The 26,660-nt window shown below is 68.8% G+C and carries 21 protein-coding genes; 13 read left to right on the top strand and 8 right to left on the bottom strand.

The genetic code is table 11. The features are described 5' to 3' along the window. Window positions 1-48: 48 nt before the first annotated feature. Window positions 49-1,287: a YihY/virulence factor BrkB family protein gene (locus tag MOM01_RS05460; protein WP_241384368.1), complete on the top strand. Its 1,239-nt coding sequence runs from the start codon at window positions 49-51 to the stop codon at window positions 1,285-1,287. Here the strand turns inward: MOM01_RS05460 and MOM01_RS05455 are convergent. Further along, a complete protein-coding gene (locus MOM01_RS05455) occupies window positions 1,260-1,496 on the bottom strand; it encodes a DUF3039 domain-containing protein (protein ID WP_241384367.1) in 237 nt (78 codons plus the stop codon). The genes MOM01_RS05460 and MOM01_RS05455 overlap by 28 nt on opposite strands. Before the next feature lie 73 nt (window positions 1,497-1,569). Between MOM01_RS05455 and MOM01_RS05450 the strand changes: the two genes are divergently transcribed. The 3 genes from MOM01_RS05450 to MOM01_RS05440 all read left to right on the top strand — a co-directional run bounded on the left by MOM01_RS05450 (window position 1,570) and on the right by MOM01_RS05440 (window position 4,648). Next, on the top strand, window positions 1,570-1,935 hold the full coding sequence (locus MOM01_RS05450; RefSeq protein ID WP_241384366.1) for a DUF3099 domain-containing protein: 366 nt from the start codon (window positions 1,570-1,572) through the stop codon (window positions 1,933-1,935). Between the two features lie 64 nt (window positions 1,936-1,999). Beyond that, entirely contained in the window at window positions 2,000-3,478 is a 1,479-nt protein-coding gene (locus tag MOM01_RS05445) for a DUF7782 domain-containing protein (protein ID WP_241384365.1), read from the top strand. A gap of 207 nt (window positions 3,479-3,685) precedes the next feature. Beyond that, window positions 3,686-4,648, top strand: coding sequence for a sigma-70 family RNA polymerase sigma factor (locus MOM01_RS05440; RefSeq protein WP_241384364.1), 963 nt, complete (start codon window positions 3,686-3,688; stop codon window positions 4,646-4,648). 106 nt (window positions 4,649-4,754) lie between these two features. Here the strand turns inward: MOM01_RS05440 and MOM01_RS05435 are convergent, their stop codons facing one another. Together MOM01_RS05435 and MOM01_RS05430 are read right to left on the bottom strand one after the other, a co-directional pair. After that, on the bottom strand, window positions 4,755-7,505 hold the full coding sequence (locus tag MOM01_RS05435; RefSeq protein WP_374112259.1) for a bifunctional acetate--CoA ligase family protein/GNAT family N-acetyltransferase: 2,751 nt from the start codon (window positions 7,503-7,505) through the stop codon (window positions 4,755-4,757). Next, the gene (locus tag MOM01_RS05430) at window positions 7,498-8,769 is read right to left on the bottom strand and encodes an acetoin utilization protein AcuC (RefSeq protein ID WP_241384363.1); all 1,272 of its coding nucleotides are present in this window, start codon (window positions 8,767-8,769) and stop codon (window positions 7,498-7,500) included. The genes MOM01_RS05435 and MOM01_RS05430 overlap by 8 nt, the downstream gene beginning before the upstream one ends. Window positions 8,770-8,872: 103 nt before the next feature. Between MOM01_RS05430 and MOM01_RS05425 the strand changes: the two genes are divergently transcribed. Next, a complete protein-coding gene (locus tag MOM01_RS05425) occupies window positions 8,873-9,559 on the top strand; it encodes a metal-dependent transcriptional regulator (protein WP_241384362.1) in 687 nt (228 codons plus the stop codon). Between the two features lie 54 nt (window positions 9,560-9,613). Further along, complete coding sequence (gene galE / locus MOM01_RS05420; RefSeq protein WP_241384361.1) at window positions 9,614-10,606, top strand: UDP-glucose 4-epimerase GalE; 993 nt, start codon at window positions 9,614-9,616, stop codon at window positions 10,604-10,606. A gap of 41 nt (window positions 10,607-10,647) precedes the next feature. On the opposite strand, the gene MOM01_RS05415 is transcribed toward galE, so the two are convergent. Together MOM01_RS05415 and MOM01_RS05410 are read right to left on the bottom strand one after the other, a co-directional pair. Beyond that, the gene (locus MOM01_RS05415; RefSeq protein ID WP_241384360.1) at window positions 10,648-11,784 is read right to left on the bottom strand and encodes a DUF4192 domain-containing protein; all 1,137 of its coding nucleotides are present in this window, start codon (window positions 11,782-11,784) and stop codon (window positions 10,648-10,650) included. Window positions 11,785-11,951: 167 nt separating this feature from the next. Further along, window positions 11,952-12,674: a sensor domain-containing protein gene (locus MOM01_RS05410; RefSeq protein ID WP_241384359.1), complete on the bottom strand. Its 723-nt coding sequence runs from the start codon at window positions 12,672-12,674 to the stop codon at window positions 11,952-11,954. A gap of 148 nt (window positions 12,675-12,822) precedes the next feature. Between MOM01_RS05410 and MOM01_RS05405 the strand changes: the two genes are divergently transcribed. The 4 genes from MOM01_RS05405 (at window position 12,823) to MOM01_RS05390 (ending at window position 18,402) form a co-directional block, all read left to right on the top strand. Next, a complete protein-coding gene (locus tag MOM01_RS05405; RefSeq protein ID WP_241384358.1) occupies window positions 12,823-13,803 on the top strand; it encodes a proteasome assembly chaperone family protein in 981 nt (326 codons plus the stop codon). Window positions 13,804-14,025: 222 nt separating this feature from the next. Then, a complete protein-coding gene (locus tag MOM01_RS05400; protein WP_241384357.1) occupies window positions 14,026-15,063 on the top strand; it encodes an alpha/beta fold hydrolase in 1,038 nt (345 codons plus the stop codon). Window positions 15,064-15,104: 41 nt separating this feature from the next. Then, entirely contained in the window at window positions 15,105-17,609 is a 2,505-nt protein-coding gene (locus MOM01_RS05395) for a DEAD/DEAH box helicase (protein WP_241384356.1), read from the top strand. A gap of 31 nt (window positions 17,610-17,640) precedes the next feature. Next, window positions 17,641-18,402, top strand: a complete 762-nt coding sequence (locus tag MOM01_RS05390; protein ID WP_241384355.1) for a LysR family substrate-binding domain-containing protein — start codon at window positions 17,641-17,643, stop codon at window positions 18,400-18,402. Between the two features lie 12 nt (window positions 18,403-18,414). Here MOM01_RS05390 and MOM01_RS05385 read toward each other — a convergent pair whose 3' ends face one another. After that, on the bottom strand, window positions 18,415-19,344 hold the full coding sequence (locus MOM01_RS05385; protein WP_241384354.1) for a hydrogen peroxide-inducible genes activator: 930 nt from the start codon (window positions 19,342-19,344) through the stop codon (window positions 18,415-18,417). 78 nt (window positions 19,345-19,422) lie between these two features. Beyond that, window positions 19,423-20,175, bottom strand: coding sequence for a hypothetical protein (locus tag MOM01_RS05380; protein WP_241384353.1), 753 nt, complete (start codon window positions 20,173-20,175; stop codon window positions 19,423-19,425). A gap of 42 nt (window positions 20,176-20,217) precedes the next feature. Between MOM01_RS05380 and MOM01_RS05375 the strand changes: the two genes are divergently transcribed. Then, the gene (locus MOM01_RS05375; protein WP_241384352.1) at window positions 20,218-20,484 is read left to right on the top strand and encodes a hypothetical protein; all 267 of its coding nucleotides are present in this window, start codon (window positions 20,218-20,220) and stop codon (window positions 20,482-20,484) included. On the opposite strand, the gene MOM01_RS05370 is transcribed toward MOM01_RS05375, so the two are convergent. Beyond that, entirely contained in the window at window positions 20,444-21,700 is a 1,257-nt protein-coding gene (locus MOM01_RS05370; RefSeq protein WP_241384351.1) for an aminotransferase family protein, read from the bottom strand. The genes MOM01_RS05375 and MOM01_RS05370 overlap by 41 nt on opposite strands. A gap of 61 nt (window positions 21,701-21,761) precedes the next feature. Between MOM01_RS05370 and MOM01_RS05365 the strand changes: the two genes are divergently transcribed. Next, entirely contained in the window at window positions 21,762-22,712 is a 951-nt protein-coding gene (locus tag MOM01_RS05365) for a TIGR03621 family F420-dependent LLM class oxidoreductase (protein ID WP_241384350.1), read from the top strand. Between the two features lie 54 nt (window positions 22,713-22,766). After that, entirely contained in the window at window positions 22,767-26,660 is a 3,894-nt protein-coding gene (hrpA, locus tag MOM01_RS05360; protein WP_241384349.1) for an ATP-dependent RNA helicase HrpA, read from the top strand.

The following is a 26,660-nucleotide window of genomic DNA, read 5'->3' as shown; positions in this document are numbered from 1 at the left end:
CCTGCTTGTGCGCGCATGCGAGCGTGTCTTCAGGAATTCTGGAAGTAGATGAACGACACACCACGATCCCACGCACAGGCACCCCGCGGCCGGTTACGGCACGCGGTGGGCCGGGGCTGGAAAGTGGTCACCCACACCGCGTCCTCGGCATGGGATCATTCGATCTTCAGCAAAGCCGCGACGGCCGCCTTCTGGCAGACCCTCTCGCTCCCGCCGCTGCTGCTCGGTCTGCTCGGCAGTCTCGGTTACGTGGGCGGATGGTTCGGCCCGAACACGGTGGAGATCATCACGTCGAAGACCGTCACGTTCATCCGTTCCGTCTTCAGCGACAGTGTCGTCGACCAGATCATCGAACCGACGGTCGAGGACGTCCTCCAGCGCGGACGCGCCGACGTGATGTCCCTCGGCTTCCTGTTGTCGCTGTGGGCGGGCTCGTCGGCGATCGCGACGTTCGTGGACTCGATCGTCGAGGCGCACCATCAGCAGGACCATCGGCACCCCGTGTGGCAGCGGATCTTCGGTCTGCTGCTCTACGTGGTCTTCCTGATCCTCGCGGTGTTCACGCTGCCGCTCGTCGCCCTCGGTCCCACGCTGATCGGCCGATTGCTACCCGATGCGTGGTTCGACCTCGGCTCGCGGATCATCGACACCTTCTACTTCCCCGCGGTCGGTCTGCTGCTCCTGATCGGCCTCACGACCCTGTACAAGGTGGCCCTGCCGAAATCGCTGCCCTGGCACCGACTGCTCGGCGGCGCCGTCCTGGCCGGGGTGTTCTTCCTCGCGTCGAGCGTCGGTCTGCGGTGGTATCTGACCTGGATCGCCGGCACCGGCTACACCTACGGGGCACTCGCCGCGCCCATCGCATTCCTGTTGTTCACGTTCTTCCTGGGTTTCGCGGTGGTCCTCGGAGCCGAGTTCAACGCCACCGTGCAGGAGTTCTGGCCGGCGCGCGCGACCCGCATGGAGCAGTGGCGGGAGTGGCTGGCCGAGCAGACCGCACGCGATCCGTCGCCGGACAGCGGCCCCGTGACGAACCTCACGCGCCGCTTGACCGGATACACCATGATCCGGCTCTCCGACCTGGTCAAGCCCGGCGACCGCGAACCGGAATCGTGGCCGATCGACGGGAATCGGCCCGAACCCGAGTCCGACGAGCACGACGACGAGGCCGGGGGGTTCGACACTCCCCCGGCCGGGACATCGCCGCCGGACTCGCCCGGCACCGCGGCGGACGACGACGAGTCGTGCCGCCCGATACCTCAGTCGCCCTTACGCAAACCGTCGTAGACTTTCTTGCATTCGGGGCACACCGGCGAGCCGGGCTTCGGCGACCGGGTCACCGGAAAGACCTCACCGCACAACGCGACCACGTGGGTACCCATGACCGCGCTCTCCGCGATCTTGTTCTTCTTCACGTAGTGGAAGAATTTCGGGGTGTCGTCCTCGGTCGTCTCGTCGGTGGTGGTATCCGGCCGTTCCTTGATATCCGTGCTCACGTATCCATGATGCCGCACGGAGGAGCCGGATGCGTATGTGCGGGCGACGGCCCGTCGTGGGAAGGTGGAAGACATGGCAAGAACTCACGGTTTCGGCGGATCCCCCGACAACGGATCGCCCGACAACCCGGTTCTGATCACCGCAGCGGAGACGTCGCTCGAGGATCAGCACCGAGCACGGGTTCGCAAGTACCTCACCATCATGTCGTTCCGCATCCCCGCCCTGCTCTTCGCGGCGGTCGCGTACGGCATCTGGGAGAATCCCTGGCTGTCGATGGCGATCATCGGAGTGTCCATCCCGCTGCCGTGGATCGCGGTCCTGATCGCGAACGACAGACCGCCCCGCCGGAAGGACGAGCCGAGTCGCTGGGACGGCCGCTTCGACGCCGACGATTCGCGGGCCATCGAGTCGTCCCGCCCTCACGTGATCGACGGGTGAGCCGTCAGCACGTGATCCGCGGTTGAGTGGAAGAACCTTCGGGACGCTCTGCGAGAATGTCGCGGTGGATCGCGACCTTCTCCTGTCTCTGTGCCCGGCCCTGCGCACCGCCCTGCTGCGCTGCCACTACGACCTCGACACCGTGCGGGAGCTCCTCGGCCCGGAAGCGCATGCCGCGCTCGGCCGTAGTGAGCCGGTAGCCGCCCGGCGCATCGCTCGTGGAGCCGGCGATCTCGGCGTGCTCGTACGGTTGTTCCTCCTCCAGGACACTTTCCCGGAGCCGGAGGTCGCTCACGCATTGGAGCCCGTGACCGCGGACGAGGCGCTTCGCGCGGGCCTGCTCGAGCGTGACGGGGACGGAGTCCGGGCCGCGCTCGATCTGCGTCCCCTCGACGCGGGCACCGGAAGTCGCTGGGTGCTGTCCGATCTCGACGGCTCGATCCGGCCGGTCCCCACCCGGCCCGATCACGTCCTCGGTGTCGGGCAGGCCTCGCTCTCGTTGCTCCGGGCGACGCCCACCGATCGGGTCGGGACAGTGCTCGATCTCGGCACCGGCTGCGGTGTCCAGGCCGTTCGAGCGACCGATTACGCCTCGCAGGTGACGGCGACCGACATCAACCCGCGGTGCCTGACGCTGGCAGCCGCGACGGCCGCGCTCAACGAACTCGACATCGAGTTCCTCGAGGGTTCCTGGTTCGAGCCGGTGCAGGACCGCACCTTCGACCGGATCGTGGCGAATCCGCCCTTCGTGGTGAGTGCGGGGCGCGTGGAACACAGCTACCGGGATTCCGGTCTCGATCTGGACGGCGCCAGCAGGCTGATGATCTCGCAGGCGCCGGACCATCTCGCGATGGGTGGGACCGCCGCGATGCTCGCCTCCTGGGTGCACGTCGAGGGTGAGGACTGGCGGGCACGGGTCGCGTCGTGGCTGCCGGCACACGGCGTCGACGCCTGGATCGTGCAACGCGATGTCGCGGATCCGGCGCTGTACGTGGGCACATGGCTGCAGGACGGCGACGCCGACCAGCGTGATCCCGCGGTCGCGGTGCGCGCCGAGCAGTGGCTGGACCACTTCGAGCGGCACGGCGTGGAGGGGGTCGGCTTCGGCTTCGTCTACCTGCGGCGCACCGATCTGCCGTCGGACGTCCTCGCGGAGGACCTGCGGCACGCGTTCACCGACGCCCTCGGCGACGAGGCGATCGACTACTTCCACCGACTGGACTGGTTGCGCACGCACGACGTTCTCGAATCACGCCTCACGGTGCGGCCCGACACCGCACTCGAGCGGGTCCACCTTCCCGGCGCGGAAGGGTGGGAGCAGGTGGTCGCGAGAGTCCATCGCGGCGGTGGGCCGGCCTGGCAGCACGAGGTGGACGATCTCGCCGCCGCGCTACTGGGTGGGATGCGCGCCGACGGTCTGCCGCTCGGCGACCTCGTCGCTCTGCTCGCGGCGGCGCACGGTGAGGACGAGGACGAGCTCACCGCTCAGGCGGTCGGTCTCGTCCACGGTCTCGTGCGCCACGGCCTCGTAGAGCCCGCCTGAGCTGTCTCGTCGAGCTCCCCCGAGCTGTCTCGCCGAGCCTGCCCGAGCTGTGCGAGGCCGGGTTCCACGATTCGGTTCTCTCAGCAACTTCTCAGGAGCTCATCGGATTAGCGCAGGTCAGCGGGGTGGTACTCCGATCCGTACGGGAACTCCACGGGTTCGCCGGTCGTTGAACCCTGTGAGACACCACCGATGAGGAGGCACGTCATGGCACGCCCCGAAACAACCGCTCGCATCGATTCCGACCTCGACGGTCAGAGCCCTGCAGCCGATCTCGTTCGCGTATATCTGAACGGCATCGGTCGAACCGCTCTCCTGACCGCAGCCGACGAGGTGGAACTGGCCAAGCGGATCGAGGCCGGCCTGTATGCCCAGCACCTGCTGGAAACCAAGAAGCGCTTGTCGGCCGCCAAGAAGCGCGACCTCGCGGCCGTCGTCCGGGAAGGGCAGGCCGCTCGCAGCCACCTGCTCGAGGCGAACCTGCGCCTCGTCGTCTCGCTGGCGAAGCGCTACACCGGTCGCGGGATGCCCCTGCTGGATCTCATCCAGGAAGGCAATCTCGGCCTGATCCGTGCGATGGAGAAGTTCGACTACGCGAAGGGCTTCAAGTTCTCGACCTACGCGACCTGGTGGATCCGTCAGGCCATCACGCGCGGTATGGCCGACCAGAGCCGCACGATCCGCCTCCCCGTCCACCTCGTCGAGCAGGTCAACAAGCTCGCGCGTATCAAGCGTGAACTGCATCAGCAGCTCGGCCGTGAGGCCACCGACGAAGAGCTCGCCAACGAGTCCGGTATCCCGGTCGAGAAGATCGCGGATCTGCTCGATCACAGCCGCGACCCGGTGAGCCTGGACATGCCGGTGGGCAACGACGAAGAAGCCCCGCTGGGCGACTTCATCGAGGACGCCGAGGCGACTTCCGCCGAGACGGCCGTCATCGCCGGTCTTCTGCACAGCGACGTCCGCAGTGTCCTCGCGACGCTCGACGAGCGTGAGCAGCAGGTCATCCGGTTGCGCTACGGCCTCGACGACGGCCAGCCCCGCACTCTCGATCAGATCGGCAAGCTCTTCGGGCTCTCCCGCGAGCGTGTCCGCCAGATCGAACGCGAAGTGATGGCCAAGCTCCGCGAGGGCGACCGCGCCGAGCGCCTTCGCGCCTACGCCAGCTGACCGGGCGCGTCAGCGGTATCCGATCCCCGAGAACCGGGCTGGGTTCTCGGGGATCGTTGCCGTTCGGGGCCGACGTCCTCGGCTCGGACCGCCGCGGCGGATGTCGTCAGCGCAGACGTCTCGGACCGAGATCCAGAGGATGCGGTTCGGGTCCGATGCGCACATGCGCATCGGTCAGCTCCGCCCCCAGTGCCGAGGCGAGCACCGGCTCGCAGACGAGTTCGCGGACCTCGGGAAGATCGTCGGCGAGCGCGGAGATGCGCTGCACGAAGTCGACGAGGGCAGGCTTGTTCACCGGCGCGGCATTCCGGTAACCGGACAGCAGCGGAGCCGCCTTCGGAGCGTCGATCAACTCGACCGCCTCGTCCTCCGTCAGCGGGAGGACCCGGTAGGCGCGGTCACCGAGCAGATCCGAGATCACACCCGCGAGGCCGAACGAGATCAGCGAACCGAAGGACGGATCGTCCTGGACCCGGATCGCGCAGCCGATGCCCTTGTGCGCCATCCGCTGCACGTGCATGAGCGGTTCCCCGGACACCGCCGCCAGATCCCGGTACGCCACACCCACCGAGTCGGCGTCCACCAGATCGAGCCGGACACCGCTGAGGTCCGGTCGGTGCCGCCATTGCGCACCGGTGGCCTTGACGGCCACGGGGAAGCCGATCTCCTCGGCGGCCGCTACTGCCTCCTCCTCCGTCGTCACCACACGGAAGTCGGCGACATCGACTCCGTAGCAGGACAGCAGCAGCGCTGCCTCGGTGTCCGAGAGATACCGGCCTTCGGGAGTCGTCTCGAGCCAGCTCTCGACGAGCCTGCGGGCCCGTTCGGGATCGATACCCGCCGGGCGCACGACCTGCGAGGGCGGCCGGCTCCGCCACTTCGCGTACCGCCAGGCCCGCCCCAGGGCGAGCGCCGCACGCTCGGGGCCGGGATAGGAAGGCACCGACCCACGGACGGGAGTGCCGTCCGGTCCCCGGACCGCCAGCACGTCGGGAATGCCCTCGGTCGCCAGGAAGGTCGTGACCACGGGCTTCTCCGAGCCGGCGACGGCGTCGCGCAGCGCCTGGGCGTACGGCTGGACGTCCACGGCGACCGGTGGGACGAAGACCGCGATCACCGAGTCGACCTCGGGCGATTCGAGGGCATGCGCGACCGCCTCGGCGAACTCGCCGGGAGAGGCCTGCGCACCGAGATCCACCGCGTCCGGAGCCTGCAGCCCCTGTCCACGGGCGGCGTCGACCGCGAGAACCCCCAGCGCGGTGGAGTTGCCGACCACCGCGACGCGCGGACCGGCGGGCAACGGCTGGTAGCCGAACAACAGCGCCGAGTCGAACAACTGGCCGATGGACTCGACCTGAACGACGCCTGCCTGCTCGAACAGATAGCGCACGATCGTGTCGTCCATCTCGCCGGTTCGCGCCGCGAGCGCCGGAGGAACAGCGTGGCGGCCGCTCTTGACCGCGACGATCGGCTTGCTGCGCGCCACCCGCCGGGCGATGCGCGAGAACTTGCGCGGATTACCGAAACTCTCGAGATAGAGCAGCACGACCTCGGTGGCGGGGTCTGTGTCCCAGTACTGCAACAGATCGTTGCCGGAGAGATCGGCCCGGTTGCCGGCCGAGACGAACGAGGAGAGACCGACTCCGGTCTTGGCCGCCTCGTCGAGGATCGCGATGCCCAGGGCACCCGACTGGCAGAAGAATCCGACATTGCCCGTCGCCGGGAGTACGGGCGCGAGGGTCGCGTTCAGGCGGATCGCCGGGTCGTTGTTGGCGACGCCGAGAGCGTTCGGCCCGATCAGGCGCATCCCGTGGGAACGCGCGGCCAGCGCGAGCCTGCGCTCCGCGTCCCGTCCTTCCGGCCCGGTCTCACCGAAACCGGACGAGACGACGAGCAGTGCCTTGACCCCTTTGGCGAGACAGTCGTCGAGTACCGCGTCGATCGACTCGGCCGGCACCGCGGCGATGGCGAGATCCACCTCGTCGGGGATGTCGCGGACGGTGGGATAGGCACGCACTCCGCGCACCGAGCGGTTCTCGGCGTTGACCGGATAGACCGGCCCGGTGAAACCGCTGCGCAGCATGTTGACCAGGACGGCGTTACCGACCTTGCGGCTGTCGGTGGAGGCACCGATGACTGCGACGCTCGCGGGACTCAGGATGTTGCGCACACTGCGCGCCTCGGCGGCCCGTTCGCGCGCGTTGCGCACCGACACCAGCGCCTCGGTCGGGTCGATCGCGAACTCCAACCGGACGACGCCTCCTTCGAAGCTGCGGCTGACCTGGTAGCCCGCTTCACGGAAGACGGTGATCATGTGCCGGTTCTCGGCGAGGACCTCCGCCACGAAGGTGTGCAGTCCGTTCTCCGCCGCCGCGCCCGCGAGGTGCTCGAGGAGGATGGGCCCGAGGCCACGTCCCTGGTGGGCGTCGGCGACCGTGAAGGCCACTTCCGCGGACAAGCCGTCGCCCTCGTTCGGCAGTCCCTCGTATCGTCCGACCGCGATGATCTCGTCTCCGAGCACCGCGACGAAGGCCACCCGGGAATGGTGGTCGACCACCGTGAAGTTGAACAGGTCCTTCTTGGAGATGGTGGGATACGGGCCGAAATAGCGCAGATAGCGGGTGCGTTCGGACAGTTTCGCGTGGAAGGCGAGGATCGCGTCCGCGTCCTCCGGGACGATGGGCCGCAGGTGTACGACGCCGCCGTCCGAGGCCAGGACGTCGGCGACCCAGTGCCGCGGGTAGTCGCGTGCGCGGGCCAGCGCCCGTTCGCGAGCCGGGTCGGTCTCCGTCGCCGCAGCGGTACCCACGGCCGGGCTCGCGCTCGATCCCGACGTGGCATCGTGCTGTTCAGTCACGCGGATCCTCCGGGTCCAGGCCGAGGAGCGGGAAGGCCGCCCGCCTCGTGGCGATGATCGCGGAATCGATGCGGGTCAGTGCACGGTCGAGCGACGCGATACCCGTTTCCGGGGTGCCCCCGGGACCGTCCCACGGCAGATACGACACATCGGAGTTCTCCCCCATGCTCGTGGGCAATTCGACGCCGGGGGCGAGCGCACCGACACGCTCGCTCCAGTCGTCCGGGATCGGGGTGGCGAGGTCGATCTCGCGGTCCAGTGCGGTCGCGATCAGGTGCGTCCACGCGCGCGGAACGACCCGGACGAGTCCGTATCCACCGCCACCGACCGCGAGCCAGCGGCCTTCGCAGTAGCGATCCGCGAGTTCACGCATCGCGAGATAGGAGGCCCGCTGGCCGTCGACGGTGAGCGAGAGGTCGGCGAGAGGATCCTCGCGATGGCTGTCGGCTCCGCACTGGCTGATGAGGATCTGGGGACGGAACGCCGCGACGGCGCCCGGCACGACGGCGTGGAACGCCCGCAACCACAGGGCGTCGACGGTGCCCGGCAGCACCGGCAGGTTGATCGCCGTACCTTCCGCCGGACCCGATCCGATCTCGCTCGACCAGCCGGTGTTGGGCCACAACGTCGCCGGATGCTGATGCAGGGAGATGGTGAGGACCCGCGGGTCGCCGAGGAAGGCGTGCTGGACGCCGTCGCCGTGGTGGGCGTCGACGTCGATGTAGGCGATGCGGTCGTAGCCGTGGTCGAGAAGCCACGAGATCGCGATCGCGGCGTCGTTGTAGACACAGAAGCCGGCCGCCCAGTCGGCCATCGCGTGATGCATGCCACCGCCGATGCTCACGGCACGGCGCGCGCGGCCGCTCGCGATCTCGCGTGCCGCCGCGAGAGTTCCTCCGGCGAGGGTCGCGCTGGCTTCGTGCATGCGCGGGAAGATCGGATTGTCCTCGGTACCGAGACCGTGCGGCGCGTCGGCGGGAGGTGTCGTTCCCTCCGGCGCCGCACCGGCGCGTTTGACCGCATCGACGTAGGAGGAGGTGTGGATGCGCAACAGGTCGGTGTCGTCCGCCGGTGACGGACGGACCGTCTCGACGCCCTCGAGCAGCCCCAGACTGCGGGCCAGCCCCATGGTGAGGTCGAGGCGCGTGGGATTCATCGGATGTGTCGGACCCCACCGGTAATCCAGGTAATCGGGGCTCCACACCACAATCCGATCGCCTCTCAGCTGTGTCGTACCGCCCGCCGCGGTGGAGCTCGTGGTCATGGACACAGACGCTACTGGTCCGCTCCCGGACATGCGAGGTCGTCGGCCGCCCCCGCCGCCCTGGTCGCACGGTTAGAATCGGCGCAGACGAAGGGGTGTGAGAGTGAAGGACCTGGTCGATACCACGGAGATGTATCTCCGGACCATCTACGACTTGGAAGAGGAAGGTGTGGTGCCGCTGCGCGCGCGCATCGCCGAACGCCTCGAACAGAGCGGGCCCACGGTGAGCCAGACCGTTGCCCGCATGGAGCGGGACGGCTTGCTCCGGGTAGCCGGCGACCGGCACCTGCAACTCACCGAGAAGGGTCGCGACCTCGCGGTCTCCGTCATGCGCAAGCACCGGCTCGCGGAACGCCTTCTCGTGGACGTGATCGGTCTCGACTGGGAGAACGTGCACGCCGAGGCATGCCGGTGGGAGCACGTCATGAGCGAGGAGGTCGAGCGCCGGCTGGTGGAGGTGCTCAACAACCCGACGACCTCCCCCTACGGCAACCCGATTCCGGGCCTTGCCCAGCTGGGCCTGGACAGGTCGGTCATGACGGACGAGAAGCTGGTGCGGCTGACGGAGATCCCGCACGGCCGTCCGACGGCCGTCGTCGTGCGCAGGCTCGCGGAGTACGTGCAGTCCGACCCGGAGGTCATCGCCCGGCTGCGTGAGGCCGGTGTCGTGCCGGACGCGCGCGTTACAGTCGAGACGCGACCGGGCTCGGTGTCGATCACCGTGGCCGGTCACGACAGCTTCGAGCTTTCCGACGAGATGGCCCACGCCGTGCAGGTGAAGCAGGTCTGACCCAGACCCCTTTTCGCATGCCCGGTACGGGCGTGCGAAAAGGGGATGTCCAGCGTGAGACTTCTGGTGACCGGCGGCGCCGGGTATGTGGGCAGCGTGTGCACGACCGTGCTGCTCGAGCAAGGCCACGACGTCGTGGTCGTCGACGATCTGTCGACCGGAAACGCCGATGCGGTGCCGTCGGGCGCCGATTTCGTCGAAGGCGACATCGCGACCGTCGCCGACGATCTGCTCTGCGGAGACGGTCCGCGCTTCGACGGCGTCCTCCACTTCGGCGCTCGATCGCTCGTCGGCGAGTCGGTGGAGTTCCCGGAGAAGTACTGGCAGGGCAATGTGGTCACCACCCTGGCCCTGCTCGAGGCCATCCGCCGGTCGGGCACGCCCCGGCTGGTCTTCTCCTCCACTGCGGCGACCTACGGCGAGCCCGACAGCGTGCCCATCACCGAGGATGCGACCACACGCCCCACCAATCCGTACGGGGCGTCGAAACTCGCGATCGACCACGCCATCTCCTCGTATGCCCGTGCGCACGGGCTCGCAGCGACGAGTCTGCGTTACTTCAACGTCGCCGGCGCCTACGGCGGAGCAGGCGAGAACCGCGTGGTGGAGACCCATCTGATCCCCCTCGTGTTGCAGGTCGCCCTCGGTGCGCGCGACCACATCTCGGTCTTCGGCACGGACTGGCCCACCAAGGACGGCACCGCCGTGCGCGACTACATCCATGTCAAGGATCTCGCCGACGCGCACGTGCTCGCGCTCACGAAATCCGAATCCGGACGGCACGGCATCTACAACCTGGGCAGCGGTGAAGGTTTCACCGTTCGCGAGGTGATCTCCGCATGCGAACGTGTCACCGGGATTCCGATCGCGGCAGTCGACGCACCGCGCCGCGCCGGCGACCCCGCCGTGCTCATCGCGTCGAGCAGCCGGGCGATCTCCGAACTCGGCTGGAAGCCGGCCCACACCGATCTCGACGAGATCGTGGCGGACGCGTGGGAGTTCACCCGGTCCCTCGGCGACCGATTGCACGCCCTTCGCCGCAGCTGACCTGCCACCGCACCCGCGGTGAAGGCCTGCCGTGCTGCAGTTCAGCTGGTTTCGTCGTCGCGCGGGAGCACGACGCCCAGCCGGGCGGCGATCTCGTGGCCGGTCTCCGCGAGACCACGGATCGCCTCGGGTCGCAGCCCGGCCTGCAGCGCCTGGTCCAGCAGGTCCGCGAGCCGATGACGGGGGTCGGAGCCGAGGGCGGCGGTGAGTGCCACGCCCGCGAACGGTCCGTCGCCCCGCACGTACGCTCCGAAGCCGATCAGTGCCGCGGCGTCCGCGCGTTCGGGGTCGGGCAGAGCGCGGGCGAGTTCGGTCCACAGGCGTTCCGCGGGGCGGGCGAGAGGACCGGTCGCGAGTCCCATGACCGCGTCGCGCACCGTCCGGTTGGCCAGGAGTACCGCGATTTCGGCGCACTCGGCCGGGCCGGGTTCGACTCCCTCGGCGTACGCGCGGACGTGTGTGAGCACGGTGTCGAGCTCGCGACGGTCCGCGCGCTCTCCGCCACCCTCACGCGCCCAGCGCTCGTACTCGCGGTCGCGTGTCTCGACGACCTGGTCCAGGCACCGCGCGATCTCGTGCCGCACGGTCGGCGGATACGGTTCGAGCAGCGCTTCGAGTTCGCTGCGGGAACCGCGGATGGGACTGCCCTCGAACACGCGCGCCGCGGCGACGATCGAGGCCGAGGGGTCGGCGACGCTGCCGGTGACATCCTGTCCGGGCACGAACCACTCGGCCCCGCCGGTGATCTCGGGGACGGCGTAGACGCCCGACAGTTCGATGCCGGCCGTGTCGAGGACGTCTGCGAATTCGTCGACGAGTCTGCACAATTCGGCGATCTCCGGATCGTGCCGATCCGTCAGGCTCTCGTCCACGAGGACGGCCACCACGGAATCGGCTCCCTCGCGGGCGCAGACCGCACGGAAACGCCGGAACGCCGCCCGCATTCGTTCGGGCACCGGCTCTCCGTTACGGGGCACGACGAGGTCGTGGCGCATCACCGCGCCGATGGTCGCGACCCTGCCGTTCGGCCGGGTCGGCGTCTCACCGGTCGGTGTCAGGCACATCGCGACGATCGATCGCGTGGGCGGGAAACCCATCAGTGCGGGCAGTGCAGCGATGACCTCGCCGGCATCGGCGAGGCGGAGCGGATGTGAGGACGACGGTGTGGAAGTGGTCATGCTCCGACCGTCGCCTACGAGGACGAACGGGCACCCTCGCCCGGAGGCGTTCTGCGGGTTTCTGGGGATGAACCGGCAGGATGTGGACAACTCGCGCACCCGACGGCCGAACCGGTCGGGGCAGACGCCGTCCGTCGGCAGGGAATGCCGGTCTCGCCGCCCGTTCGTCAGGGCCGGGCGGCGTGGACGACGGCGTCGCGGAACACCCGGTCCAGAGTGCCCACGTCGGGCGGGGCCGCGTCGAAGGACATGTACGTCACCGTCACGCGTACGTCCGCGATCTGCGCGACGCGCGTGGTCATCGACTGGGTGACCCCCGCTGCGTCCCGGCCCGAGCGCACCGTGCGGGTGAGCGCGAGGGTCTGTGCGCCTGCGACGGGCGGGGTGGGGTCGTCTTCGGGGACGGTGACCACGGTGGAGGTGATTCCGCGGACGGTGGCCTCGACCCTGGAGCACTCCGAGAGGTAGGTCCGGTACTCCTCGAGGCCGGGGACGGACCTCGCGATCTCGACGCTGATCGTCGCGCGACTGGCGTCGTCCGTGCCGACGGCCATCGCGGTGCCGCCGGGTCCGTAGTCCTGGACCGGTGGCAGGCATCCGCCCGGATCGACCTTCGAGCCCGGTTGGATGCCGGTCAGGTCGGGCGCGGCCTGGGCGACGGCCGCCGCAGGGAGGACCACTGCGGGATAGGACTCGGGGAAACGCTCGGGCGGCAACAGCAGTTCGGCCGGTGGCCGGGCCCGGGACGGATCGGCCGCTGTGGCGGTCAGCGCCGCCGGTTCGGGTCGAGGATCTCCCGGGATCGTGCTCGAGCACGCCGGGACGAGAAGGGCGCACGCGAGGAGCACGGCGGACGTGCGGTGCCCCGGCCGGGCATCGCGATGGGTCACCCTGGACCTCCGTGGATCGTCGACGTCGGGCAGGGTGCGCACCCCGGAATCGGCCGTCGTGGCTTCAATTAGACTCGGACACCACCATGCCACGTCGGGAAGCCCCGGCGTCGATGCCGAGACGAAGTGTGATCGGAGTGGTTCGCAGATGGACGAGCAGTCCCGTATGTACGAGTTGGAGTTCCCGGCTCCTCAGCTCACCTCGTCGGACGGTGAGGGACCGGTACTCGTGCACGGTCTCGAAGGGTTCGCCGATGCGGGCCACGCGGTGCGCCTGGCGACCACCCACCTGCGAGAGAACCTGGAGACCGAACTCGTCGCCTCGTTCGCCGTCGACGAATTGATCGACTACCGGTCGCGCCGGCCGCTCATGACGTTCAAGGCGGACCACTTCTCCGATTACGCGGAGCCCGAACTGAATCTGTATGCGCTCATCGACGAGGCGGGTACCCCCTTCCTGCTGCTCGCCGGTGCCGAGCCGGACCTCAAATGGGAGCGCTTCATCACCGCGGTGCGTCTGCTCGCGGAACAGTTCGGGGTGCGCCGGACGATCGGGCTCAACGCCATTCCCATGGCGATCCCCCACACCCGGCCGCTCGCGGTGACCGCGCACTCGACGAACAAGGACCTCATCGCGGGGCATCACCGCTGGTCGGGCGAACTTCAGGTGCCCGCCGGTGTGTCCTCCCTGCTCGAATACCGGATGGGCCAGCACGGTCACGAATCGGTGGGCTTCTCGGTGCATGTGCCGCACTATCTGGCACAGACCGACTATCCGGCCGCGGCGGAGACGTTGCTGACGAACGTCGCCGAGGTCGGTGGACTGGAACTGCCCATGCAGGCTCTCGGCGAGGCCGCCGCCCGCGTCCGCGAGCAGATCGACGAGCACATCGAGGACAACGCCGAGGTCCTCGGCGTGGTGCACGCACTCGAGCGGCAGTACGACAGCTATGTCGCTGCCCAGGAGCAGCAGACCTCTCCCCTGCCGACCGACGAGAGTCTGCCCACCGGGGAGGAGCTCGGCGCGGAGTTCGAGCGGTTCCTCGCCGAGTACGACAGACAGGGCGCCGATCCCACGGAGGACCGTCCGGAACCCGAGGACGAAGGAGACGACTCCGGGCCGCGTTGACACGGCGCCCCCGCGTCGACACCGGCACCCCGCGGGCGCCGGTGTCGGTAACGGAGTCGCCGATAACGGGGACACCGGATGTTTCATGAACGTCACAATCGTCGTTGTCCGCGTCACATACAGGCGGTACGCTTCGGCGGCATGCCACAGTGGTAGTGGCGTCCGTACCCGGCGGGTCCGGACACGGACACCACGCGATCACCGATGTCGCAGGAGACGCACATGGTTCCACCGCGCGCACGGAAACTCCGACCGGTCCCGGACAACGAGCCGCGTATCGTGTTCCGGACCATCCACGGCTACCGGCGCGCATTCCGCATGGCCGGCAGCGGCCCCGCGCTGCTGCTCGTCCACGGCATCGGCGACGACTCGTCCACCTGGCAGGACGTGATCCCGCATCTCGCGGAGAAGTACACCGTCATCGCCCCCGACCTGCTCGGACACGGCCGATCCGACAAGCCGCGCGCCGATTACTCGGTGGCCGCCTATGCGAACGGTATGCGCGATCTGCTCTCCGTCCTCGGGATCGAGTCCGTCACCGTGATCGGCCACTCCCTCGGCGGCGGTGTGGCCATGCAGTTCGCCTACCAGTTCCCCCGCATGGTCGACCGGCTCGTGCTCGTCTCGTCCGGCGGCGTCACCAAGGACGTCCATCCGGCACTTCGCCTGATCTCGGTGCCGATCCTGAGCGACGCGCTCAAGATCCTCAGGCTGCCCGGCGCGATGCCGCTCCTGCGCGCCGCCGGCGCCGCACTGACACAGATCAACGGTTCACCGCTACGACCGGGTGCGCTGCTGCACGACACCTCGGATCTCGTGCGGGTGCTGGGCAATCTTCCCGACCCGACGGCCTACGAGGCGTACCTGCGCACTCTGCGGGCGGTCGTCGACTGGCGTGGGCAGGTCGTGACGATGCTCGACCGCTGCTATCTCACCGAGAACCTGCCCGTGCAGTTGATCTGGGGCGATCACGACAGCGTCATCCCGGTCGCGCACGCCTATCTCGCCCATTCGGCGATGCCCGGCTCTCGCCTCGAGATCTTCCGGGGTGCCGGCCATTTCCCGTTCCGCGACGATCCGTTGCGCTTCCTGCGCGTCGTCGAGGACTTCCTGGAGAACACCGCTCCCCTCGAATTCGACGAGGAGAGATGGCGCAGGCTGCTCGTGTCCGGCGTGAGCGAAGCGCAGATCACCGGCCGGCCGGAGACACGGATGGCCGTGCTGGGCGCGATGGGCTCCGACGAGCGCAGCGCCACGTGACCGGCGCGGACGGTGACTCCCCGGACGACTAGCCTGGAGAGGTGCTGCTTCCGGATCTGATACCCGACCCCGTCGACGACGACGCCTTGTTCGACGCGTTCACCACCTGGACGGCGGATCGGGGAATCACTCTCTATCCGGCGCAGGAAGAAGCGCTCATGGAACTCGTCGCCGGTTCCAACGTCATCCTGGCCACCCCCACCGGTTCGGGAAAGTCCATGGTGGCCCTCGGCGCACACTTCTTCGCCCTCGCCGAAGGAAAGCGCACCTTCTACACGGCCCCGATCAAGGCGCTCGTGAGCGAGAAGTTCTTCGCCCTGTGCGACGTCTTCGGAGCCGACAAGGTGGGCATGATGACCGGCGACGCGTCGGTGAACTCGGGGGCGCCGATCATCTGCGCGACCGCCGAGATCGTCGCGAATCTCGCGCTCCGCGAAGGGCCCGATTCGGATATCGGGCAGGTCGTGATGGACGAGTTCCATTTCTATTCGGAGCCCGATCGGGGCTGGGCATGGCAGGTTCCCCTGATCGAGCTGCCGAATGCCCAGTTCCTGCTCATGTCGGCCACCCTCGGCGACGTGTCCTTCCTCCGGAAGGATCTGACCCGCCGCACCGGCCGACCCACTGTGGAGGTCTCCGGCTCCGAACGTCCGGTGCCGCTGTCGTTCTCGTATTCCCAGTCCCCTATCGGTGAGACGATCGAGGAACTCGTCACCACCCACCAGGCCCCGGTCTACGTCGTGCACTTCACCCAGGCCGCCGCGCTCGAGCGTGCCCAGGCGCTCACCAGCGTGAACATGTGCACGAAGCCCGAGAAGGAAGCGATCGCGAACGCGCTGGGCGAGTTCCGGTTCTCGACCGGCTTCGGCAAGACCCTGTCGCGCCTGGTCCGTCACGGAATCGGCGTTCATCACGCGGGCATGCTTCCGAAATACCGGCGCCTGATCGAGAAACTCGCGCAGGACGGCCTGCTCAAGGTGATCTGCGGAACCGACACGCTCGGGGTCGGGATCAACGTTCCCATCCGCACCGTCCTGCTGACGGGGCTGACCAAGTTCGACGGAACCCGCACGCGGCAGCTCAAGGCCCGCGAGTTCCATCAGATCGCCGGCCGTGCGGGTCGAGCCGGCTTCGACACGATGGGCACCGTCGTCGTGCAGGCGCCCGAGCACGAGATCGAGAACGTCCGAGCCCTCGCCAAGGCGGGCGACGACCCGAAGAAGCGCCGCAAGGTACAGCGCAAGAAGGCACCCGAGGGATTCGTCTCGTGGGGCGAGGGGACATTCGACAAGCTGATCACCGCCTCCCCCGAGCCGCTGCAGTCGCGGTTCTCCGTGAGCAACTCGATGCTGCTCAACGTCATCGCGCGCCCCGGTAACTGTTTCGATGCGATGCGGCATCTGCTCGAGGACAACCACGAACCGCGTCCGGCGCAGCGCAGGCACATCCTCAAGGCCGTCTCGTTGTACCGCGGTCTGCTGCAGGCCGGAGTGGTGCAACAGCTCGACGTACCGGACGAGTTCGGACGCCGCGCCCGGCTCACCGTCGATCTGCAACGCGACTTCGCGTTGAACCAGCCGCTCTCGCCCTTCGCCCTCGCCGCGATCGAACTGCTCGACATCGATTCGCCCACCTACGCTCTCGATGTCGTCTCCGTGATCGAGTCGACCCTCGACGACCCGCGGCAGGTGCTCATGGCACAGCAGCACGCCGCACGAGGTGAAGCGGTCGCGCAGATGAAGGCCGACGGTATCGAGTACGACGAGCGGATGGAGTTGCTCGAAGAGGTCACCTGGCCGAAGCCGCTCGTCGAGATCCTCGAGCCGGCCTTCGAGACGTATCGTGGCGGGCACCCCTGGGTCGCGGAGTTCCCGCTGTCTCCGAAGTCCGTGGTGCGCGACATGATCGAACGCGCGATGACCTTCTCGGAGTTGGTCTCCCACTACGGCCTCGCCCGTTCCGAAGGGCTGGTCCTGCGCTATCTCGCGGACGCCTACCGTGCGCTGCGGCAGACCGTTCCCGACGCCGCCCGGACCGAGGAACTCGACGACATCACCGAATGGCTCGGCGAACTCGTCCGGCAGGTCGATTCGTCCCTGCTCGACGAATGGGAATCGTTGACCAATCCCGGCGCCGAAGGCGACGGGCAGCAGATCGCCTTCGGCTCCGATGCCCCGCGGCCGCTGTCGGCGAACGAGCGCGCGTTCAGGATCATGGTGCGCAACGCGATGTTCAAGCGGGTCGAACTGGCCTCCCGTAGACGCTGGGACGAACTCGCGACCCTCGGGGACGGTCTCGACGCCGAGGACTGGGAGGACCTGCTCGAACTGTATTTCGAGGAGTACGACGAGATCGGCACCGGTCCGGATGCGCGTGGGCCGGCCCTGTTCTCGGTCGAGACCGGACCCGACCTGTGGCGGGTACGCCAGACCCTGCACGATCCGCAGGGCGATCACGGCTGGGCACTCGTCGGCGAGGTGAATCTCGCGGAGTCGGATGCGGCCGGTGAGGTCGTCTTCGACGAGTTCGAGATCGTCGAGGGCTGATGCGGCGCGCGCGGGAAGTAACCTTGGTCCGGTGAGCGAACAGACCCCGCCGCCCTTCCGGCTGGCCTACGTCCCGGGTGTCACCCCTGCCAAGTGGGTTCGGGTATGGAAGGACCGGATGCCGGGGATCCCCATCGAACTCGTCCCCGTCGACTCGACGGCCGGGGCGGCTCCGCTGCGTGAGGGTGCGGCCGACATCGCCCTGCTCCGATTGCCGTTGCAACGGGACGGATTGTCCGTGATCCCGCTCTACACCGAGGTCTCGGTCGTGGTGGTCCCCAAGGAGCACGTGATCGCGGCGGTCGACGAAGTCTCGGTGGCCGACCTGGCCGAGGAGACGGTTCTGCATCCTCTCGACGACGTCCTGGACTGGGCGGCGTTACCGGGAGAGGAAGCCTTCGAGCGTCCCCCGACCACCGAGGACGCCGTCTCCCATGTCGCGTCCGAGGTCGGGATCCTCGTGACTCCCCAATCGCTCGCTCGCCTGCATCATCGGCGGGATCTGACCTACCGGCCCGTGGTGGACGCCCCGGCCTCCCAGGTGGGTCTCGTGTGGCTCACCGACCGCACGACCGAGCTCGTCGACGAGTTCGTCGGGATCGTCCGAGGGCGGACGGCGAACAGCTCGCGCGGCCGTCGGGAAACGCCCGAGTCCGAGGCTCCGGCCGCCTCCCGCCGAGGCGAACGGAAGGGTTCGGCACCGAAGAAGCGCGCACGGGAGACCGGGACGTCCGGCCGGACCGGCGCGTCGGCCCGCACTCGTCCCGGCCGGCCCCGTCGCGGGCGCCGCTGATCCTCGGCCTCGTCAGGCGACCGGTCGGCAGGTCACCGGAACGCAGCGACGGATGGTCTCGGCGAGGAGACGGTAGTCCACCCCTCGCGACGACGACGACCGGAAGACCAGTCCGATCCGGCGGCCGGGGGCCGGCTGCGCGAAGTGCGCGACCTCGAGATCTCCCCGGGCGGTTTCGACGGCTACCGCGGAGGCGGGGACGAGTGTGATCCCCAGTCGCCCGGCCACGCACCGCACCACCGTCGACAGCGAGGTCGCCCGCGTGTCGCCGAGGGACGGGCGCGCGGCGGCGGACCGGCACAGGTCGAGCGTCTGATCCCGCAGGCAGTGACCTTCGTCGAGCAGCAGCAACTGTGCGTCGTCGAGTGCCGAGACCGCGACATCCGCGCGTCCGGCCAGGTCGTGCCCGACCGGGAGGACGAGCACGAAATCCTCGTCGTAGAGGGGAACTTCGATCACCCCGGGTACCTCGGTCGGGAGCGCGAGGACGGCCACGTCGAGCGTCCCCGCACGCAGCGCGTCGAGGAGCCGCGCCGTCTGATCCTCGACGACCTGCAACGACAGCGCCGGCATCGCCTCGTCGAGCGCAGGCAGAACTTCGGGGAGCATGTACGGCGCGACCGTGGGGATCAGCCCCACTCGCAGCGGACCCGACAAGCCGTCCGACACACCGGCGGCTGCGTCGACGAAACCTTCGGCGGCGTCGAGCACGACCTCCGCGTAGGGCAGCAGGCGCGCACCCTCGGGCGTCACCAGCACGCGGCGGGTGCTCCGCTCGATGAGCCGGACACCCAATCCGTTCTCCAGCGCCGCCAGACCCTGCGACAGGGTGGGCTGACTGACCTCGAGGCGCGCTGCCGCCGTTCCGAAATGCCGATAGGTGGCGACCGCCACGAACGCGCGCAGTTGCGACAGGGTGGGCTGGTAACTCTGATCGGTCACGCCTATGAGTGTAGTGCGACCTATCACCTTATCCTTTTGTCAGCAGCGACAGGACATCTGCGCCCTCACGGGACGCGATCACGAGGGAGGCATCGATCCCGCGGCCCTGCCCGCAGCGAGATCCGCCGCCCCGAGCACGACCTCGATCTCCCCGCCGAAGTCCACTCCCGGAGCGAGCGGAAGCCGGTCACCGCTCCAGAACCGGCCGGGGTCGTACCAGTTGCTCCCCCGCCGTCGTTGCTGCAACAGCCCCATCTCCTCCATCGTCAACCCGACCACTTCCGCGCAGTACGCGCTCTCGAGCCGGATGTCGGACGCATCGGCGCGGCGACCTCGGCCGGAGGGCGCAGGAGTGCCGGCGCGACGCCGACGCGGCAGCCGGCCCGCCAGCCACCGCCCCGTGAGTCGCGCCGTCGACGGGAAAGGAGTGCCGTCGAGGCGGGCGATGGTGCGCAGCAACTGATCCTCCTGGTCGGCGGTGACCGCGACCGAGATCTGCCGCAACCAGCCGCGCTGCCCGTAGCGCGCACCCCAGACCTGGACCGCACTGCGCAGATCGTGCAGCTGGACGCCGCGCTGGTACCTGCCCGTCCACATGTCCGGCAGGCTCCGCCCCAGTTCCGCATGCCACATCAGCGGCGGCAGATCCGCGATCGCCACCGTCATCCCGACGTGGTTGACCGGGGCGTTGGTCAGCGTCCGGATCGCCCGGTCCGCAGGTGTCGCACCTCGGAAGATCCAGATGTCGCCCGTGCGTGTCGTGTCGACGGCCTCGTCGAGGGTGACCCGCGAACGCGCGGCGATCCGATCCGTTCCCGGCGATTGGTCCATGCCGTCAGCCTGCCATGCCCACCGGCCGATAGGGTCTGCCCCATGGCGTCGCGCGGTGGGAAGTGGTGGAAGCTCGTCGGACTCGCCGGGCTCGTGGGTGTGGCGGCAACGGGCGCGGTCGCCGCACGCAACGAGAGACAGCGCCGGAACTACAGCCCCGACGAGGTGCGTTCCGTCCTGCACGAGCGCTACGCGCGGTCGCTCGCCGCACGCGACGGGGGCACCGAACTCCCCCTCACCGAGGTGCGTCCCGGGCCGAAGGAACGAATCAGCCGAGTGCTGCGGCGATTCCGTCGGCGAGATCGGTGATCTGGTCGTCGGTCATGACGAACGACGGGGAGATCTGCATCGCTCCCTGACCCGCTGCCCGTCCTGAGATGCCGTGCTGCCGCAGTGTCTTGACGAATCCGAGTGCCTCGGACGGATCGGCGAGCTGGACGGCTGCGACCGCGCCGAGACCGCTGCGCACCTCGGCGACACGGGGATGTTCCGCGAGCGGTGCGAGCGTGTCGTGCAACGTCCTCTCGATCCGCGCGGCCTCCGCGAGCAGGTTCTCCCGCTCGATGATGTCGAGATTGGCGAGGGCGGCCGCCGCAGCCGCGGCGTGCCCTCCGTAGGTGTATCCGTGGCGCCACCACACACCTCCGGCGAAGAACGGATCGGCGACGTGCGGAGCGACGAACAGTGCCCCCATCGGCAGATAACCGGAGGTCAGCCCCTTGGCCGTGGTGATCATGTCGGGGCGCAGGTCGAACCGCGAGGAGGCGAACCACGAACCGCCGATCCGCCCGAACCCGGTGACCACCTCGTCGACGACGAACAGGATGCCGTTGTCCCGGCAGATGTCCCGCACCTCGGCGAGATAACCCTCCGGGGGCAGGTAGACCCCACCCGCTCCGATGACGGGTTCGCAGAAGAAGGCCGCGATGCTGTCGGCACCCACCGAATCGACGAGTTCGAGCAGCGCCTTGGCGTCGTCCCACGGCACCTGCGCGGTGTCCTCCCACAACGGGCCGTAGCCCTCACCGTTGACGGGGATGCCGGCGAGCGAGGTGCCTCCGACATGCATGCCGTGATACGCCTTCTCGCGCGAGACGAGAAGCCTCTTGTCCGGTCTTCCGACCTCCTGCCAGTAGCGACGCGCGAGCTTGGCCGCCGAATCCACCGAATCGGACCCACCGGAGGTGAAGAAGATCTTGCTGCCGGGCACCGGAGCCAGCCCGGCGAGCCGTTCGGCGAGTTCGAGCGCGGGCTCGGAGGTGAGGTCGCCGAAATTCGAATAGTGGGCCACCTTCGCGACCTGCGCGGCGATCGCGTCCGCGATCTCGGTACGGCCGTGTCCCACATTCGTGAACCACAGGCCCGCGGTGGCGTCGAGATAGCGACGTCCGGCATCGTCCCAGACGTACGCGCCCTCTCCGCGGGTGACGACGAAGGCGCCGTCCCGTTCGATCGCGCCCATATCGGCGAATCCGTGCCACAACGCACCCACGACAAGCTCCCGTCCACGACCGGCCACGACCATCGCATCGTATGCGGGTGGAACGACTCTGGTGCGAACGGCCCGCACCGTTCACTCTGGGTCCATGACCGAGTTCCGATTCTCCGTCAACATCTTTCGCCTCGGGTCTGCGCAGTCGTTCGCCCGCGACTGCCGGAAGGCCGAGGAATCGGGCTACGACGCGCTGTATGCAGCCGACCATCTCGGTGTCCCTGCCCCCTTCCCGGTTCTCGTCGCCGCTGCCCACGCCACCGAGCGGTTGCGGCTGGGCACCCTGGTGCTCAACGCTGCGTTCGTCAATCCGGTACTGCTCGCACGCGAGATCGCGACGGTGGACGTGCTGACCGGCGGCCGCCTCGAGGTCGGCCTGGGCGCGGGGCACATGCGATGGGAGTTCGAGGCGGCCGGGATCCCGTGGGAACGGTTCGACGAGCGGGCCGACCGGCTCGAGGACACCGTGGCGGAGCTGCAGCGAGCGTTCGCCGAGCCCGCCTACGCCGAGCAGGACGCCGCGCGCGAGGCGTTCGATCTTCCGGTGCTCGGCCCGCTGCAGCACCGCGGATTCGGTGGGCACGGCCCGCCGCTGATCATCGGAGGGACGGGCGACCGGATACTCACGCTCGCAGCGACCCGTGCGGACGTCGTGAGTATCGCGGGTGTCTTCCAGATACCGGGACGGCCGCCGGGGACGTTCCGCCTCGCCACCGCGGTCGAGGCCGACGAACGTGTCGCGTTCGCGCGGGCCCGGGCCGGAGCACGCGCCGACGACGTCGAGTGGCACACCCTGCTCCAGGCGGTCGTGGAGACGGAGGACCGGGCGGCGACCGCCGCCGCGCTCGCTGCCCGATTCGACCACGCGATCGACGCCGCGGACCTGCTCGACTCCCCGTTCGTGCTGATCGGCACGATCGACGAGATGGCGCGCCGGATCGTGCGCAACCGGGAGCGATACGGATTCACGCACGTCACCGTCCACGCTCCCTACAGGGACGTCTTCGCCGAGGTGGTCACTCGGGTGCGTGCGCTCGGCCGCTGAGTTCCGGGCCCGACCGGCCCCGATCGGGCCGTTTCGCTAGGCTGTCTGATCAGCATGTCCATCTCCCCCGCCCCGAACCGTCGCGAACTGCGCGCCGCCCTGTCCGAGGTCTCGCTGCGTGACGAGAACCGGCTCCGACGCCGCCTGGACCGGGCGCGTGACGCCGATGCCGTCGCCGCGGTGGCCGCCGAGATCGAGACCGCGCGCGGCCGGCTCGTCGCCCGCGCAGGCTCGGTCCCCGAGATCCGGTACCCCGAAGACCTACCCGTCTCGCAGCGCAAGGACGACATCGCGGCGGCGATCCGCGACCATCAGGTGGTGGTCGTCGCAGGTGAGACCGGCTCGGGAAAGACGACGCAGCTGCCGAAGATCTGCCTCGAACTCGGGCGCGGCGTCCGCGGCCTGATCGGGCACACCCAGCCGAGGCGCATCGCGGCGCGGGCCGTAGCCGAGCGACTGGCCGAGGAACTGGACACCGAACTCGGGGACACCGTGGGCTACACGGTCCGGTTCACCGATCACGTCTCCGATTCCACGCTCGTCAAGCTCATGACCGACGGCATCCTCCTCGCCGAGATCCAGCGCGACCGGCTGCTGCGGCAGTACGACACGCTCATCATCGACGAGGCCCACGAGCGCAGCCTCAACATCGACTTCCTGCTCGGTTATCTCGCCCAGTTGCTCCCGCGCCGCCCCGATCTGAAGGTGATCATCACCTCGGCGACGATCGACCCCGAACGCTTCGCGCGGCACTTCGCCGATGCGCACGGCACGCCCGCACCCATCGTCGAGGTTTCGGGCCGAACCTATCCCGTCGAGGTGCGCTACCGTCCACTGACCGTCGAAGTCGGGGACACGCTCGTCGACCGCGACCCCGTCGACGCGGTGTGCGAGGCCGTCGAGGAACTCCAGCGCGAAGGTGACGGAGACATCCTCGTCTTCCTCTCCGGCGAACGCGAGATCCGCGACACCGCCGACGCTCTGCACGATCGCAAGCTCCGCAACACCGAGATCCTCCCCCTCTACGGGCGGTTGTCCGCCGCCGAACAGCATCGGGTCTTCACGCCCCACACGGGCCGGCGGGTCGTGCTGTCCACCAACGTCGCCGAGACGTCCCTGACCGTTCCGGGAATCCGCTACGTCGTCGATCCCGGTACCGCGCGGATCTCCCGGTACTCGGTGCGCACCAAGGTGCAGCGACTGCCGATCGAACCCATCTCGCAGGCCTCCGCGCGGCAGCGGGCCGGACGATGCGGCCGTGTGGCCGACGGCATCTGCATCCGCCTGTATTCGGAAGACGACTTCGACAGCCGTCCGGAATTCACCGAGCCGGAGATCCTGCGCACCAACCTCGCCTCCGTCGTCCTGCAGATGACCGCACTCGGTCTCGGCGACATCGAGGAGTTCCCGTTCGTCGAACCTCCCGACCCGCGAGCGATCCGCGACGGTATCGCGCTCCTCGAAGAACTGGGCGCTCTCGAACCCGCGAAGAAGGACGAGGGCCCCCGCCTGACCGCGACCGGCCGCGAGATCGCCCGGCTGCCCGTCGATCCGCGGATGGCACGCATGATCGTCGAAGGGCACCGCAACGGATGTCTGCGGGAGGTGCTCATCATCGTCTCGGCCTTGTCCATTCAGGACGTGCGCGAACGCCCCGCCGAGTTCCAGCAGGCCGCCGACGAGAAGCATGCGCGCTTCGCCGTCGAGGGCTCCGACTTCCTCGCGTATCTGCGGTTGTGGGACTACCTCAAGGAACAGCGCCGGAGCCTGTCGTCGGGCCGGTTCCGCAGACTCTGCCGCGACGAGTTCCTGCACTGGCTGCGCATCCGCGAATGGCAGGATCTGCAGGGGCAGCTGCGGCAGATCACCGTAGGCATGGGCTGGGAAACACACCACCGCGAGGTGAACGCCGACGAGGTGCATCGCTCCCTGCTCGCAGGGCTGCTCTCGCACATCGGTCTCCGTGAGGGCGACAAGCGTGACTATCTCGGAGCCCGCGGGGCGCGATTCGCGATCTTCCCCGGCTCGTCGCTGTTCAAGAAGCCTCCGCGCTGGGTGATGGCCGCCGAACTCGTCGAGACCTCCCGCCTGTGGGCACGGACGGCCGCACGGATCGAGCCGGAGTGGGTGGAGAAGCTCGCCCCACATCTGATCAAGCGCACCTATTCCGAACCACACTGGTCGACGCGACGCGAATCGGCCATGGCGTACGAACGCGTGACCCTCTACGGCATTCCGCTCGTCGCTGCGCGGCCGGTCCCCTACGGCCGGATCGATCCGGAGGTCTCCCGGGAACTGTTCATCCGTCACGCTCTGGTCCAGGGCGAATGGCGGACGCAGCACACGTTCTTCCACGACAATCGGGCATTGCTCGAGGACGTCGAGGAACTCGAGCATCGGGCGAGGCGCCGCGACATCGTCGTCGACGACGAGACACTGTTCGACTTCTACGATCGGCGGATCGGGCCGGAGGTGGTCTCGGCCCGGCATTTCGACACATGGTGGAAGAAGACACGGCGGACGCAACCCGACCTCCTGACGTTCACACCGGAGACGGTGGTCAATCAGGACGCCGCCTCGGTCCTCGAGGGCGACTATCCGGATGCCTGGCGGCAGGGCGAGATCCAGTTCCCCCTCACCTACCAGTTCGAGCCGGGTACGGAGGAGGACGGCGTCACCGCCCGTGTCCCCGTCGCCCTGCTCGCGAACCTGCGCAACGTCGGGTTCGACTGGCTGGTGCCCGGGATGCGCACCGAACTGGTGACCGCTCTCATCAAGACGCTGCCGAAACATCTTCGGCGTCAAGTGGTTCCCGCTCCCGACTTCGCCGCGGCCGCCCTGGCGTCGGTGACCCCGCGCTCCGAACCCCTCGTCAACGCGATGGCGCGCGAACTGTCGCGGCTCGGCCGGTGCACCATCGAACCGTCGGACTTCGATCCGAAGGCGCTCCCCGGCCACTTGCGGATGACCTTCGCCGCCGTGGACGAGAAGGGAAAGGTGCTCGGGCGCAGCAAGAGCCTCGCCGCACTCCGCACGCAGTTGTCGTCGCGAGTCGACGCCGAGGTCTCCCGGGCAGCCTCGGGGACCGAACGCGCCGCCGCGGTGGTGTGGACGGCCGAGACTCTCGGGAGCCTGCCCGCCACCGTGACCCGCGAGGTCGGCGGCCAGCAGGTCACCGGCTATCCGGCGCTGGTCCCCGAAGGGGACGGCGTGGCCGTGCGGGTGCTCAGTACGCCGCAGGCCCAGCAGAACGCAACCCGCCGAGGACTGCGCGCCCTGCTGCTCGCCTCGGCGCCGACGAAGGCGAAGGCCGTCACCTCGGGTCTGACGAACATGGAACGACTCGCCCTCGGCACCAATCCGGACGGTTCGTTCGACGCTCTGATCGAGGATTGCCGGGCCTGTGCGGTGGACGACCTGATCGCTGCGCACGGCGCCGCCGTCCGCACGCCCGAGGAGTTCGAGCGGCTCGCGGCGACCGTGCGGTCTCAGCTGCCCGGACGGGTCGCACGACTGCTGAAAGCGCTGGTGCCCGTGTTGTCACGCGGCCACGAAGTGGGTGTCCTGCTCGACCGGCTCACCGGCGAAGCAGCCGACGACGTGCGCGAGCAACTGCAGTCGCTGCTGTTCCCCGGATTCGTCACCGAGTTGGGTTCGCGTCGTCTCGCCGATCTGCCGCGCTATCTCGCAGCCGCCGCGCAGCGCCTGGAGGCGTTGCCTGCGAGCGCCCACCGGGATGCCGCCGGGATGGACGTGCTCGACCGGGTCTACGGGGCGTACGACAAGCTGCTCGCACGCCTGCCCGAGGAACGACGCACCGCCCCTGAGGTGGTCGAGATCTACTGGATGATCGAGGAACTGCGCGTGAGCCTGTTCGCGCAGGGGCTCGGCACCCGGATTCCGGTGTCGGAGAAGCGCGTCCTGAAGGCGGTCGACGCGATCCGGTGA

The organism is Rhodococcus sp. CH91 (genome assembly GCF_022554085.1).
Lineage (GTDB): Bacteria > Actinomycetota > Actinomycetes > Mycobacteriales > Mycobacteriaceae > Rhodococcus.
This window is presented reverse-complemented; position numbering and strand designations above follow the sequence as displayed.

Bases quoted from the DNA above. Each gene is read 5' to 3' on its own strand.
- MOM01_RS05460 (WP_241384368.1), top strand. From the start codon at position 49: ATGAACGACACACCACGATCCCACGCACAGGCACCCCGCGGCCGGTTA.
- MOM01_RS05450 (WP_241384366.1), top strand. From the start codon at position 1,570: ATGGCAAGAACTCACGGTTTCGGCGGATCCCCCGACAACGGATCGCCC.
- MOM01_RS05440 (WP_241384364.1), top strand. From the start codon at position 3,686: ATGGCACGCCCCGAAACAACCGCTCGCATCGATTCCGACCTCGACGGT.
- MOM01_RS05430 (WP_241384363.1), bottom strand. From the start codon at position 8,769: ATGACCACGAGCTCCACCGCGGCGGGCGGTACGACACAGCTGAGAGGC.
- MOM01_RS05415 (WP_241384360.1), bottom strand. From the start codon at position 11,784: ATGACCACTTCCACACCGTCGTCCTCACATCCGCTCCGCCTCGCCGAT.
- MOM01_RS05405 (WP_241384358.1), top strand. From the start codon at position 12,823: ATGGACGAGCAGTCCCGTATGTACGAGTTGGAGTTCCCGGCTCCTCAG.
- MOM01_RS05400 (WP_241384357.1), top strand. From the start codon at position 14,026: ATGGTTCCACCGCGCGCACGGAAACTCCGACCGGTCCCGGACAACGAG.
- MOM01_RS05380 (WP_241384353.1), bottom strand. From the start codon at position 20,175: ATGGACCAATCGCCGGGAACGGATCGGATCGCCGCGCGTTCGCGGGTC.
- MOM01_RS05375 (WP_241384352.1), top strand. From the start codon at position 20,218: ATGGCGTCGCGCGGTGGGAAGTGGTGGAAGCTCGTCGGACTCGCCGGG.
- MOM01_RS05370 (WP_241384351.1), bottom strand. From the start codon at position 21,700: ATGGTCGTGGCCGGTCGTGGACGGGAGCTTGTCGTGGGTGCGTTGTGG.
- MOM01_RS05365 (WP_241384350.1), top strand. From the start codon at position 21,762: ATGACCGAGTTCCGATTCTCCGTCAACATCTTTCGCCTCGGGTCTGCG.
- hrpA (WP_241384349.1), top strand. From the start codon at position 22,767: ATGTCCATCTCCCCCGCCCCGAACCGTCGCGAACTGCGCGCCGCCCTG.